Consider the following 13,810-nt stretch of genomic DNA (forward strand, 5'->3'; position numbering starts at 1 on the left):
CATCGTTGTAAAACCTCTGGTTCAATTCGTCTTGAAAAAGGATTTTAGTATTTCAATATTGATGTACTACGGACGGATTCAGATTTAAAACAATGATGATCGAGTATTTAAATATATGCTAAGCCGTTACTTTTCTCCTTCAGCGATGATATGCGTAACACTATTGTTTTCGTCCTTTTATAATAGTGCAATGGCAGAAGTAGACCAAGTTGCTACTGAAACTCCAATCGAGCATGAATTACCTAAAATTGATTTAAATACGCTGACGATTATTGGTTATCATGAAATTACGCCGAATCATGATGCTGTGATTCCAGATTATGCTGTGACCACGAAACAGTTTGAGCTGCATTTAGATTGGCTACAAAAAAATGGCTATAATTTTGTCAATGTAGACCAAATTATTAAAGCCAACGAAGGTAAATATAAACTACCCACCAAACCTGTATTGTTGACTGTAGATGATGGTTATCAATCTTTTTATCAATATGCATATCCAGTCATTAAACAACGTAAAATTCCTGTTGTACTCGCTGTCGTTGGCTCATGGTTAGAACCTAAAGCTAACGAAATGGTTCAATTTGGGGATGAAAAATTAGCACGTAAAAAACTTTTGACTTGGGATGAACTTAAAACCATGCAAAAGAGTGGCTATGTAGAAATTGGTAGCCACAGTTATAACTTACATCGTGGTATTTTAGGCAACCCGCAGGGCAACTCTGAGCCTGCCGCAGTCACACGCGAATACGATCCAAAAAGTAAAACCTATGAATCTGACAAAGTCTATGCAGATCGCATTTTTAGTGATTTGAAAAAAAATAATAAATTATTGCAATCACATGGTTTAAAAGCACCACGTGTGATGGTGTGGCCATATGGTCGTTATAATATGGAAGCGGTTGCTTTGGCTAAAAAAGTCGGTATGCCGATTACCATTAGCTTAGATGATGGTCCAGACCATATTGAAAAATCCTTAGGTCATTTGAACCGTATTCTTGTCGAAGGCAATATGACCACGGATTCTTTGGCACAAGAAATCCAAAGCCGTCAGATGAACTTTACTGACAATAACCGCCCACAAAAAGTCATGCATGTGGATTTAGACTATATCTATGATCCTGATGAAGCGCAGCAAGAGAAAAACTTAGGGCATCTGTTAGACCGTATTCGTGAAATGAATGTCACCACGGTATTCTTACAGGCGTTCGCTGATCCAGATGCGAATGGGTCAGCCGATATGGTGTATTTCCCAAATCGTTATCTGCCAATGCGTGCAGATTTGTTTAACCGTGTTGCATGGCAGATTCAAACGCGTACCCATGTGAGTCGTTTATATGCGTGGATGCCTTTGTTGGCTTGGGACTTACCTGCTTCAAATCCTGCATCTAAAGATGTGGTAGTGACTCAGCAAGCCAAAGACAGCGATCATTTAAATATGGGATATCATCGTTTAAGCCCATATTCACCAGAAGCACGCAAAGTAATTGAAGGCTTATATCAGGATTTAGCAAAATCGACGACGTTTGATGGCATCTTGTTCCATGATGATGCAACACTTTCAGATTATGAAGATGCTAGTCCAGAAGCGATTAAAGCCTATCAAAAAATTGGTTTACCAGCCGATTTAGAAGAAATTCGTAATGATGATGCAAAATTGCAAAAATGGACTGATTTTAAAACCAAGACCATTGATAACTTTGCAATGGATTTGGCACAAAAGGCGCGTTATTACCAACCATTCTTACTGACTGCACGTAACTTATATGCTCAAGTTGCACTTTCAGCATATTCGGAAAACTGGTATGCCCAGTCTTTAGAACAATCGATTAAAAATTATGACTTTACTGCAATTATGGCAATGCCGTATATGGAACAGGCGCCAGATGCAACTAAGTTTTATAAAGATTTAGTACAAAACGTGAAGAAACAGCCCAATGGGATTAAAAAGACGATTTTTGAGTTACAAGCAGTGAACTGGCGTAATAATCAAAAGATTCCAACCTCGGAAATTGCTCAAACGATTCAGTCTTTGTATCAACAAGGTGTGATGCATGTAGGTTACTACCCAGATGATCCAATTGAAGATCATCCAAATACTGCTGAAATGCGTAAAGTATTTGATTCTAAACCACAACGATTGGTTCCTTAAGGTCTGATATGAGTGCATTTCAACACCTGTGGCAATCCGTATTAAACTTTATCTTCTATTATCCATTATTTATGTCGTATCTATGGATGATAGGCGCTTTAATTTTCTATTGGAAAGAACGTAAAGAGCCGCCATATACTCAACCGCCAACATTGGAAGAATATCCTTTAGTTGCTGTGCTTGTGCCGTGTTTTAACGAACAAGACAATGCGGATGAGACCATTAGTCATGCATTGAAGTTGAATTATCCAAACTTTGAAGTCATTGCGATTAATGATGGGAGTTCTGACAATACTGCAGAAATCTTAAATGCGTTGGCATTGAAGTATGACAAGCTTCGCGTTGTACATTTGGCTGAAAACCAAGGTAAAGCCATGGCTTTACAAGCGGGCAGTTTGCTTACCGATGCTGAGTTTTTAATTGGTATTGACGGTGATGCGTTACTTGACCCATATGCTGCACAATGGATGATTCGTCATTTTCTCAATAATCCTACTGTTGCAGCGGTGACAGGTAATCCACGTATTCGTACTCGTTCGACTTTGCTTGGACGGATTCAAGTTGGCGAATTTTCTTCAATTGTCGGTATGATTAAACGTGCACAACGTACTTTTGGTCGTTTATTTACAGTTTCTGGTGTGATTACTGCATTTCGTAAAAGTGCTGTACATGAGGTGGGCTATTGGTCACCAAACATGTTGACAGAAGATATTGATATTACTTGGAAATTGCATCGCGCGGGTTGGGAAGTAAAGTTTGAACCGAATGCCTTGGTTTGGATTTTAATGCCAGAAACCTTTGATGGTCTATGGAAGCAACGCTTACGTTGGGCCATGGGTGGCGCTCAAGTTTTAATTAAGAATTTTGATGTATTATTTAAACCGAAGCTGAATTTTCTATGGCCCTTGATTATTGAGCTGATCCTCACCTTAGTCTGGTCATATTTAATGCTGATTATGGTGATTTTCTGGATTTTGCATTTGCTGCTACCGTATGCAGGATTCCCTGCAATGAGTTCTCCATTATTACCGATGGGAACAGGTATTTTACTCGGTACAACTTGTTTACTGCAGTTCGCAATCAGTAAGTGGATGGATAGTCGTTACGAATCGAGTTTAGTGAAAAACTACTATTGGATGATTTGGTATCCCTTTGTATTTTGGTTGATTACAGTAACGGCAAGCATTGTTGCATTCCCAAAAGTTCTTTTACGTGGAGAAAGTAAAAGAGCACGTTGGGTTAGCCCAGATCGTGGTATGCGACATGATGACTAACATTTTAGTCAGAATAAGTTTTGAGATACGAATATGAAAACAAACTCTTTAATTATTGATGTACGTAAGCAGTTACCGTGGCATCGTCGTTATTTCTCCACGACAATGACGGCTATGCTGTGGGCATTTTGGTTACTGCTTTGGAGACCTATTATCATCTTAGTGGGATATCTTTCACTTGAGAAACCGCAACTGGTACATTATTTCTTTAATGCTTTTGCAAAAGCATTAGAAAGCGGATTATTTGCGTTGATTGCTTGTGCGATTTCTTTGTGGTTATGGAGTAACTTTGTTCCAGCGAAGACCAAAAAGGAAGCAGAAGCTAAATCTACACAAGAATATGCCGAGCATTTCAACCTGAATGTGGATGATCTTATACATTCTCGTCAGCAAAAAATCGCTACAGTTCATCATGATGCTGATGGTCGCATCACATATATTGACTAATGGCTTAGTCAGCAAAAGTCCCACAGGTTGGGGCTTTTGTTTTCACAGGGAAACATAGATGTCCGCAAAAATAAACTCGGCAGAAAGTATTCGAGGTTTAGCTTGTTTAGCTGTCGTATTTTCTCATCTTGCAATGAGTTTTTTTCCATTTTTACATCATTTTGATCCTAATGAGAAAACAGATTTGGCTTGGGTGTATGCTATACATCATTTGCCTTTTGGTTTTCTTTACTCAGGTGATGCTGCTGTTTTTGTATTTTTTGTTTTAAGTGGCTTTGTGCTCAGTTATGCGATCTTAAAAAGCCCTCAACAATTTCATACAAAGATTAAAAATATGATGATTAAACGTTATCCGCGTTTAATGATTCCAGCACTGGCTTCATGCATTATCATTTGGTTGGTCTTTAAAGTTATCCATATTGATAGTAGTCATGTGGGTGCTTGGTTACATGCATTTGCGATACAAGATTTTAGTTTTAAACATGCATTATATGAGGGAACTATTGGTGCATTTTTATTCTCAGAAAGTGATATAAATTGGGTGTTATGGACCATGACGATTGAGCTTATGGGGTCATTCGCATTATTTTTTCTACTCTATTTGTATCATTATAAACATATTGCTTTTTGGCTAGGCTCACTTTTAATTCCATGTCTTGCATTTCTTTGGCGAGGGCAAGGCTTTAGTTTTGGGATTTCCAGTTTTATCATTGGTATCTATATTTATTTATATGCCAAGCCACTTTCAAATGTTGTAGCTATTCCTATGCTATTGATGGGCCTATATTTGGCGGGTGCACATAATACCAGTGCGGCCTATAGCTGGGTTCATCATATTTTAGGGGAGAATACTTATGATTATAGTAATTTCATCGCTGGGATTTTAATTGTTTATAGTGTGTTGATGAGTCCATTACTGTCTAAAGGCTTAGATCACCCGATTTTAGTCTGGTTAGGAAAGTTATCTTTTTCTATTTATCTATTGCATCTGATGATGTTGTATTTAATCTGTATTCCACTATTTAACTTATTTTTAAGTTGGCATTGGAGTTATTCTGTCGCTGTAATCTGCTCAGGGTTAACTGCGATTGCAGTCACTTTGCTTGCTGCAAATTTTTATAGTGATTATGTCGATCAGTTGGCTATTAAGGTCAGTAATAAAATTGCCGACAAGGTTTTAAATTAGTCCTTTAAAAACTCGCACTCAATTTGCAAATATTGTTTACAATTTAAGATGTATTGAGTTGTTTTTTAGGCATTAAAAAATTGATAAATATGGTGATTTAATCAAGTATGGGCGACTCATTTTTAGCATGGATCGCTTATATGCATCTGTTCAAATCCATTGTTATTTCATTGATCGCAATGAGCGTTCAATTTACCCAAGCAGCCCCACTAAATGCTCAGCAAGCATTGACGGATGCACCGCCAATGAGTTTGTTTGAATCGTGGAATACACCCATTGAGCCCTTTAAAATTTTTAATCATGTCTATTATGTCGGTACTGAAAATTTATCTTCGGTGCTGTTTGATACAGGTGATGGTTTGGTTTTAATTGATAGTGGGATTGATCAGTCGGCAGTGCAGATTAAAGCCAATATTGAAAAATTGGGTTTTAAAATCACAGATGTAAAATATCTACTCAATAGTCATGCCCGTTTAGATCAAGCTGGTGGGTTTGCCAAATTAAAACAATGGAGTGGTGCTCAATTGGTCGCAAGTGCTGCCAATGCCGAAATGCTAGAAAATGGCGGCGTGACTGATTTCGCTTTAGGTAAGCAATTGCCTTTTCCATCTGTAGCTGTAGATATCATCATCAAAGATGGGCAACAGTTAAAGCTCGGTCGTCAAACCTTTACAGCACATGCGACGCCAGGCCATTTACCAGGTGCAACCTCTTGGACAACAGATATCCGTCATCACTTTAAAAATTATAAAGTTATCTATGCCGACAGTTTATTTACGGGCGGTTATTATTTGTTAAGCAATAACAATTATCCAAATCTAGTTTCAGACATACGTCACACATTTAAAACTTTGGATGCAATCCATGCAGATATTTTTCTTGCCAATAAAGCGGATCGTTTCCATATGAAGCAGAAATTAGCCAAATTGAATGCGGGTGATAAAAAAGCATTTATTGATCAGACGGGTTTACAAAACTATGTAGCGAAGGGGAGAATTGAATTTGAACAACAATTACAGCAGCAACAACGCTTAGCGCAGTTTAAAACATTGCAATAATTAGTTTAAAATAAAACATGCTAAATGCGTTATATAGCGTGTTTTATTTTAAATATTAGGGTTTGTTGACATTTCATAAATGGCTTGCGTTGTAGGTTAAAATTGAGCAGGCAAGGCATGAAACGAAAAGAATAGCGAGACTATTTTCGAGTTTCATAACGAAGGCTGAGATAATTTTAGCCACAACCCTTCGGGACTAGTGTGTTTTTTGCCGCTACGTCGTTACGAACTATTTATTTAGAATGACTAAATTTCATATTTCCTGCCTAGTATCGCCTAAAAAACACACGTAGTCGCAAACGTAGACGAATTGTCAACAGACCCTAGTAGAATTCAGACAAAACTGATCATTTATTTTTAAATGATATATAACAGATAACGGCTTATCCTAAAATATAGAAAATTGAAATGAAAATACAATATATCAAACAGTTATTATTCATTTGTAGTGTCGTGATCACGTCATCTATATATGCACAAGAATTTCAACAACTCAATATTCAAACGCAGCTTGCAAAACAATGCCATCAAGATGATGAAGACATATTTTCACCTCAAACTTATCGATTGCGCTCGACAAAAGTCGTATTAAAAACTTATTCATGTACCAGTAAAAAGCAAGACCGAGAACAATATTATTCGGCCTATGGGATACAATTGGGCGCTAAAAAATCATTATATTTAGTCGATCAACTGGCGGATGCCAGTGGTTATGTTGGTGTTAAATCTGAACAAGTGGATGCAGATACCATTGTGTTTGACAATATGTATGAACGTGGCGGCGATTTAGTGATTGTGTGGATGCCAGACCTACAAAATATCTATCATGTGAAAGTTCATTATATGGCTTCAGATGAAGGTGGGGTAAAGCTGTATAGTAAAAATGATCAGATTTTTATTCAAAAAATTGCTTTAAAAGCGCTTAAAGATGATCAACCGATATATAAAAATATAGGAAAACCCGTAATACTCAAAAAGGTGCCAGACAAAGGGATCGTATTTGCTTCAGGTGATCTAAAAGCATTACAAAATTAAAATAAGAGATGTGATTTATCTATATAAAGAAAACAATTGTTACGTTTAAGCTGGGTATCTCTGGTGAGATAGTTATACAATTTACTGGGTAAACTATTAAAAAAACAATCAAAATACTCAGCTTTAAACTTAGCTCATGAGTCTGAACTGGGGCGTATTATATGCTTGAGATTACGCTATGTTGAAATTTATCATTGTCCTATTATTTCTGATCACGTTATATGTGTTATGGCGATGGGTTGCTAAACAAAAAATTAATGCAGCTTTTGAAGAACAACGACAAGCGTTATCTCAATTGGTTCAGAATCCTCAAGAAGAGCATGAGTTGCCCGAAAAAACCAAGCTGATTAAACAGATGATTGCAGAAGAGCGACAAAAGGCGAGTTCAACAGTAGCAACAGCACCATTAAATTCTACAGTTCAAGTAGAGCAGCAGAGTGTAGTCGAAGAGCAACATGCCCTTGCCAAGCCGATCACTGATGAAGACCAACGTTTATTTGATGCAGCGGCACAACTGTTTTTTGAACAAGCTTTACAGACCAAAGATTTTTCTCAAGCCGGGTATATTCAACATGAAGTACTCAGTAAGATGCCGATGAATACCCAAAGTCAGATCGGTTCTTTTGATTTTGGTGAATGGTCTATTTTTTGGAGCTATCATGAACAATCACTTGAATACTATGTTGGACGTTATGGGGTGTTCTATGCGCACGTTGATCATCAAGGCGTAGAACATAAAGCGGAATTTAAAGATCGTTATTGATTTTCTATTAGACTGTTTAACTCTTTTAGTCGAAATGTTGTGGAATTGATTTCACAATCTAAATGCGCAAATCCTGATGCTAATCCCAAAGCCCCATAAGTAAGACTTCCCATGAGTTCATTACATTGAGCATCACGATAATTAAGCCAAGCTTTTTGTGATTTTTCCAGTAATAATTTATTGTTATCATCGTATTGCAGATAAATGCGATCATATAGCTTATTTATTTTCGCTTTATTTATTTTTAATTGCTGCTGCATACATTGATAAGCTTGTCGTTGATCTTGTTGATTACATTGCGCATAAGCGGTATTGAATAGGCTCATAAAAAGCAAAGCTAAAAAACTATATTTGATCTTTTTTATCATTTAATATTCACCAAGAAATTGCAAATCAGTCAAGTATTATAGAGCGAGTTGTTGAGAAATTCGCGCTTTGACTTGATTTAAATAGAACAGATCATTATTCAGTCGATACATTAAAATCGCACCCTCATAATCGGCCACACTTATTTTTGCCAAAATTTTTGCATCGGCTTGATCCATTTTTTGTTGAAATAATTGATACAAGGCATTTTGCCAATCTTGGAAAATTTCACGGATTTTTTCCAAGACTTCTAAAGAAATATGGCTTGCCTCTAAGGACAGTATCCCAACTAAACAGCCTTTTATTTCATAACTAAAAAAATGAACAGCTTTATCATGGATGATTTGAAATTGTTGATTTGCATCCACTACAGCAAAATCTTCGAGTTTAAACAACGATTGATTTAAATAAAGATGAGTGTGCGCTAAGATCTGCATCAGCAAGGCTTGTTTGTTGGGATAATAATAATAAAACGATGCTTTACTGAGTCCACATGCTTTTGCCAACATCTCCATACTTGTCCCTGCATAACCATGTGCTTTAAATTGCAAAGCACAGGTATTTAACATCTGTTCAGGTGTAAGTTTTTGTGGGCGCATAGATGACCTTGCTGCTTATGGGCTTAAAATTAATTGTGGATGAATGTCTCGAAAGTATTAAACATTTTATCCCAAATTGGCTCCGAACCTTGACGAAAATAGCCCATATGTCCAATCTGTTTTAAACCAAATTCGTCGGCAGATATGTTGATAAAGTGCATGGGCGCATTTTTATAATGTTGCATAAAAGCATAACGAGAATTTGGCAATGCCCAATCATCATCTAAAGCGGCCACTGCATAAATCGGCGTTTTAATCTGGGCATATTGTTCATGCAAATTTTGTTGCTCAGGATCTGCAAAAAAGTAAGTGGGATTTTTACACCATCTACGCCATTGCTGGTAGACCCCTTTAGGTAAATCTGCACCCATATTGAGTTTACTCCAAGGTAAGTAACCTGTAATTGCCACCATAGGTGGAAAGATAATGTTCCAAATTACCTGAACTTTAATTTTTTCTTTCAATGGCATATAGCCATGCCAGCCAGCACCTGTGCCAAAACAATACATTGCACTTACCTTGTCGTGATTCGGTGTCAAGCCTAAAGCTTGTCCGCCGTAAGAATGTCCAACTAAAAATAAGGGCATATCTCGTTTAAAACTGTAGTCAATTGCACCTGCTAAATCTAATGTTCCCCAATCCAGATATGACATTTTAAAACCTTTTAATTGCCGTGGCGCAGATTTGGCCACGCCACGATAATCAAAAGTGAGTACTTGATAACCCAATTGTGCGGCATATTCAGAGAAGCGGCGATAAAATGCTTGTGGGACACCTGTTGCACTGGAGACAACTATAGTTGCTTTGATTGTATTGACTGGCGTGTAAAGTACGCCAGCCAATACATAACCATCCAGTGCCTTAAAGCTGATGGCTTGGCTGGTAAAACTATTGCCATTCAAGTGTTGGACTTCAGTTGAGTACTTTAAATTTTGCATGATTGTTCCCACAGTTATAGATTATCGCCGTATATTGCTATGATTGGTTTATTTGCCTTTAAACTGTGGTGCTCGACGTTCAATCATTGCTCTTACACCTTCTTGTGCATCTTCTGAGGCAAGTAAAGGGTTAAGTAGATTTTGTAGGTTTGCAAATGCGACTTCAGGGCTTTGTAAAAAGGCTTGATGTGCCGAATGCAGTGCCGCTTGGACGGCAAGTGGTGCAGCCTTGGCAATACGTTCAGCCAGCTCTATGGCACGTGTTAACTGTTGGTTATCCTCAACAACCTCAGTGACTAAGTTCATTTCATAGGCTGTTTGTGCATAAAATAAATCACCAGTTAACACATATTTCATCGCTTTTGCCCAGCCAGCAGCTTGGACGAAACGTACTGTTGCACCACCAAACGGTAAGATACCGCGCTGTACTTCAATTTGGGTAAATTGAGTATTTTCATTGGCGACAACGATGTCAGAATTCAACATCAATTCAATACCAGCGGTATAACAATAGCCTTGTACCGCGGTTACCAATGGTTTAGTTCTTTGACGCCCAACAGTTCCCCAAGGATTCACAATATCATCGCTAAAATTAAAAACACCATCGGCTAATTTTGGTTGTAACTCAACCAAGTCCAATCCTGCGGTAAAATGATCGCCATGTGCAAAGACCACCGCACAGCGTAGTTGTGGATTATTTTCATATTCAGTTAAAGCCAGTGATAGGTCGTGAATCATATGACTATCAAAAGCATTGCGTTTATCTGCACGATCTAAGCCAATTAAAAAAATATGACCACGAATTTCACGACTGACTTTTCCTTGTAGATTTGACATTTGTTGTTCTCTCATTGGTTGTTTTATAAGTTTTTAAACGATCGTTAGAAAACTGTCAATCATTTTAGAATGACTGAACCGTTTACATGGGTATAGCATATTTAAGGCGTTAAAGGATCGCTGCATTGTGTATGTTATTTGGCGCTATGGGGAATGCCTATGCTTTTTATTATGAATTTAATAAGATTTAAAAATGTGCTCATACACTTAAATGCCCAGCTAAATTTATCACTGGGCATTTAATTTAAAGAGATCTAAATCTGAAGAATTACTTTTTAAACTTGGTCAAAAGCTTTTGCATCGGCAATTTATCACTGGCATATCCATAAATTGCAGCAAAAGGTAAGGCTGTGCGAGCAAGATAGGCGACACGCCATAAACCACCATGATTTGCGCCTTCCATCATTAATTCTAATGGATGACCCATCTCTGTTTCAGGATTTGCAACAGACTTCGGATTTCTTAAGTCATGAATCCAAAGCGCTGCCATAATTGAATTGGTGGTTTCAGGGCGGAACGCTTCTACATCAAATAAACTTGCACCGTTAAACGCAGCTTTAAGCAACGGATTCTTGGTGACCGAATGTGTCGTCGTGGATGGTGCAATATTGATACTGACATGTTGCCCTTGATGTCGTGCTAAAGTTGCACGCCACTGTTGGATACGTTTTGCCAAGGCATAATTAGGGCCTTGTTCAACCACCAGACAATCAGCAATCCCATAGAATTTACCATTGTCAGAGCTAATCAATTGTTGATCATGGTGCTTAAAGAATTGCTTTAAGGAAAGGGTTGCAATCCCTTTGCTGAGTACAGTTTCAAATTTTGATCTATGTTTGAACTTTTTGTTTGAACCTTCAATCACTTCTTCAGGTACTGCATAAACATCTGTAGGCGTACACATATACATCAGTGATGAATCATTCTTGTGTTCACTGACATTGCTCATAATCGTGTCCATTGCCATCGACACACGCACATGTTTTTCACCATCCAAATAAGCAATTGAGGCCAAATCTAACTTGTGCGGATTATCACAAAGCCATTGTGTAATTTCTGGAATTTGGGTCAGTAAATTTGCACCAAGTTTGCTTTTTAATTCGTCAATATCATGGGTGTTGGGGATTTTTTGAAAACTAGGTGCATACAGTGTGGCATTGCCATTTTCAATGATTTTAAGAATTCTCTCCCAAACGCGTTCATTGGGTAGATCAACAGCAACAATATTGGCTTTCCATTTCGATAACCATGTTAATGGGCCTGCCTCTGAAGCTGCGCCAAATAAAACTAAGGTACGATCCGATAAATCAAACCATTCAGGATGTGAAATCACTTCTCTGAGCGCATCTGCATGGCTGGCTTCAATAATGCCAGTATCTTGCCACTTTTGAATTTGCTGATATAGCGCTTCGCCTTGTAGTTTTTGCCCGTGATAGGGTACAAACCATTCAATGTCATCATTTGAATGACCTTTAAAACTAACGCTTTGAATCTTGTCTAGTACTGGAACTGTACCAATATCTTTTAAAGAATAGCGTTGCCCATCTCTAAAGAAATCAAAGCTATGTTGGGCTTTGTGCAAGCCTTGTTTGGCAATAGTGATGGCGTTTTGACTTGAACGAATCCCATGTTCGACCAATGCCTTAAAATAAACTGGATAATTTTTACGCCAGTTTTTTTCATCTAAAGCTTGCTGTGCGCTGAGATGATCAACCAAGGAAAGTGCTTCCGCAATGATTTCTTTACCGACTTGCGAGCTGCTACTTTTTTGAGTCTTTGGATGAACTGGAAACTGTAAACCGTCAATTGAACTGGACATGCAAAATATCTCGTTTTATTTCATCATTAATATACAGATGTATACATTATCCATGCCATATTCAATATTTGGGTGGCATTTTCTGACAAAATTTAGATAAATTGGTCGTATAAATTGAATAAATTAGTGCTAAAAATGTCTTAAATTATGCTTAGTATTTCATTTATAAAAAGTTTCATTGGTGTCAATTTGTGCGTTTTAAAGCGCGATTTGTTGATAAGCTAAAATGCAGTAAATATCAATTTGTGTCTGATTTATATTCATTTATTACGCGAATATTTTATGTTGAAATTTGCGTAGGTTATATTTTTTACATCTTTTTAAGTTAATTCCGACAATTTTAGTTGATTTTCACTCATTCAGCCTCATCTTCAGTTAAAATACCGACTTCAGCTTGAGGATAGAGTTATGTCGACTGAGAACACCAATACTGCGGTTGCAGAAGAAATTCCAAATTTATTGATTACTCCCAATGCGCAAGAGTATTTAAAAGATCTTTTGGAGAAGCAAAATACTCCAGGAATTGGCGTTCGTGTATTTGTTGAAAATCCAGGTACTCCACGTGCTGAATGTTGTATGGCATATAGTGCACCTGATGAAATTGCTCCAACAGATTACAAACAAGATTATCCTGATTTTCCAGCATTTATTGATACACCGTCGATTCCATATTTGAAAGATGCTGTAATTGATTACAACAAAGACCGTTTTGGTGGACAGCTCACGTTCCGTGCACCAAACTCGAAAGTACCACGTGTTGGTCCAGATGCGTCTATGGAAGAACGAATTACTTATATTCTTCAGGCAGAGATCAATCCTGGATTGGCAGGGCATGGCGGAAACTGTGCACTGGTAGAAGTGGTCGAAGATGAAGAACATGGTTTAACTGCGGTATTAAAATTCGGTGGTGGCTGTCAAGGCTGTTCTGCGATTGATGTAACGTTAAAACAAGGTGTAGAAACTACGCTTAAAGAGCATATTCCTGAACTCGGGCGTGTGGTCGATCAGACAGACCACAGTCAAGCAGAAGGCGCTTATTTCAAATAATCTGTATTTCAATGTAGATATTTGATTGTTCTTTAAAACCTCCGAATTTCGGAGGTTTTTTTATGCATATCGCATAGCTAAATCTAACTTTTATATTTTTAAACCTTAATAAACTTAAAATAATCTTAAAAAATAGAATAAAAACTTAAAGATATACTTAAAAGTGACTAAATATTAAACGAATGGTTAATAAAAATGAGAATAATTCTTAATATTGTTTATAATGCTGTGGTGTTTTTATTACACATTGTATCTAAATCTTCATTATCTATTCTTTCTTAGCCTCTTTGGA

General features: G+C 37.4%; 13 protein-coding genes. 8 read left to right on the forward strand and 5 right to left on the reverse strand.

Features of this window, described 5'->3' with window-relative positions; translation table 11 throughout:
* Positions 1–115 precede the first annotated feature (115 nt).
* From pgaB to AC07WY_RS11160, 7 genes are all read left to right on the forward strand, one after another.
* Positions 116–2,149, forward strand: coding sequence for a poly-beta-1,6-N-acetyl-D-glucosamine N-deacetylase PgaB (gene pgaB / locus AC07WY_RS11130; protein ID WP_004819455.1), 2,034 nt, complete (start codon positions 116–118; stop codon positions 2,147–2,149).
* A gap of 8 nt (positions 2,150–2,157) precedes the next feature.
* Complete coding sequence (pgaC, locus tag AC07WY_RS11135) at positions 2,158–3,423, forward strand: poly-beta-1,6-N-acetyl-D-glucosamine synthase (RefSeq protein WP_004819456.1); 1,266 nt, start codon at positions 2,158–2,160, stop codon at positions 3,421–3,423.
* Positions 3,424–3,456: 33 nt separating this feature from the next.
* Positions 3,457–3,870: a poly-beta-1,6-N-acetyl-D-glucosamine biosynthesis protein PgaD gene (pgaD, locus tag AC07WY_RS11140; RefSeq protein ID WP_262085218.1), complete on the forward strand. Its 414-nt coding sequence runs from the start codon at positions 3,457–3,459 to the stop codon at positions 3,868–3,870.
* A gap of 58 nt (positions 3,871–3,928) precedes the next feature.
* A complete protein-coding gene (locus AC07WY_RS11145; protein ID WP_494736372.1) occupies positions 3,929–5,056 on the forward strand; it encodes an acyltransferase family protein in 1,128 nt (375 codons plus the stop codon).
* A gap of 140 nt (positions 5,057–5,196) precedes the next feature.
* Positions 5,197–6,114 carry an HARLDQ motif MBL-fold protein gene (locus tag AC07WY_RS11150; RefSeq protein ID WP_494736373.1) on the forward strand — a complete coding sequence of 306 codons (918 nt, stop codon included), beginning with the start codon at positions 5,197–5,199 and terminating at the stop codon, positions 6,112–6,114.
* Positions 6,115–6,522: 408 nt separating this feature from the next.
* The gene (locus AC07WY_RS11155) at positions 6,523–7,149 is read left to right on the forward strand and encodes a hypothetical protein (protein ID WP_494736374.1); all 627 of its coding nucleotides are present in this window, start codon (positions 6,523–6,525) and stop codon (positions 7,147–7,149) included.
* Between the two features lie 178 nt (positions 7,150–7,327).
* Positions 7,328–7,912: a hypothetical protein gene (locus AC07WY_RS11160; protein WP_494736375.1), complete on the forward strand. Its 585-nt coding sequence runs from the start codon at positions 7,328–7,330 to the stop codon at positions 7,910–7,912.
* Here AC07WY_RS11160 and AC07WY_RS11165 read toward each other — a convergent pair.
* The 5 genes from AC07WY_RS11165 to AC07WY_RS11185 all read right to left on the reverse strand — a co-directional run bounded on the left by AC07WY_RS11165 (position 7,906) and on the right by AC07WY_RS11185 (position 12,471).
* Positions 7,906–8,280, reverse strand: coding sequence for a lysozyme inhibitor LprI family protein (locus AC07WY_RS11165; RefSeq protein WP_494736376.1), 375 nt, complete (start codon positions 8,278–8,280; stop codon positions 7,906–7,908). The genes AC07WY_RS11160 and AC07WY_RS11165 overlap by 7 nt on opposite strands.
* Positions 8,281–8,316: 36 nt before the next feature.
* A complete protein-coding gene (locus AC07WY_RS11170; RefSeq protein ID WP_262085223.1) occupies positions 8,317–8,877 on the reverse strand; it encodes a TetR/AcrR family transcriptional regulator in 561 nt (186 codons plus the stop codon).
* A gap of 29 nt (positions 8,878–8,906) precedes the next feature.
* The gene (locus AC07WY_RS11175) at positions 8,907–9,815 is read right to left on the reverse strand and encodes an alpha/beta hydrolase family protein (RefSeq protein WP_262085224.1); all 909 of its coding nucleotides are present in this window, start codon (positions 9,813–9,815) and stop codon (positions 8,907–8,909) included.
* 48 nt (positions 9,816–9,863) lie between these two features.
* On the reverse strand, positions 9,864–10,652 hold the full coding sequence (locus AC07WY_RS11180; RefSeq protein ID WP_262085225.1) for a crotonase/enoyl-CoA hydratase family protein: 789 nt from the start codon (positions 10,650–10,652) through the stop codon (positions 9,864–9,866).
* 268 nt (positions 10,653–10,920) lie between these two features.
* Positions 10,921–12,471, reverse strand: a complete 1,551-nt coding sequence (locus AC07WY_RS11185) for a hypothetical protein (RefSeq protein WP_494736377.1) — start codon at positions 12,469–12,471, stop codon at positions 10,921–10,923.
* A 408-nt stretch (positions 12,472–12,879) separates the two neighbouring features.
* Between AC07WY_RS11185 and nfuA the strand changes: the two genes are divergently transcribed.
* Positions 12,880–13,518, forward strand: coding sequence for a Fe-S biogenesis protein NfuA (gene nfuA / locus AC07WY_RS11190; protein ID WP_004819478.1), 639 nt, complete (start codon positions 12,880–12,882; stop codon positions 13,516–13,518).
* Positions 13,519–13,810: the final 292 nt, after the last annotated feature.

This window comes from Acinetobacter sp. GW821-FHT01C12 (genome assembly GCF_059422625.1).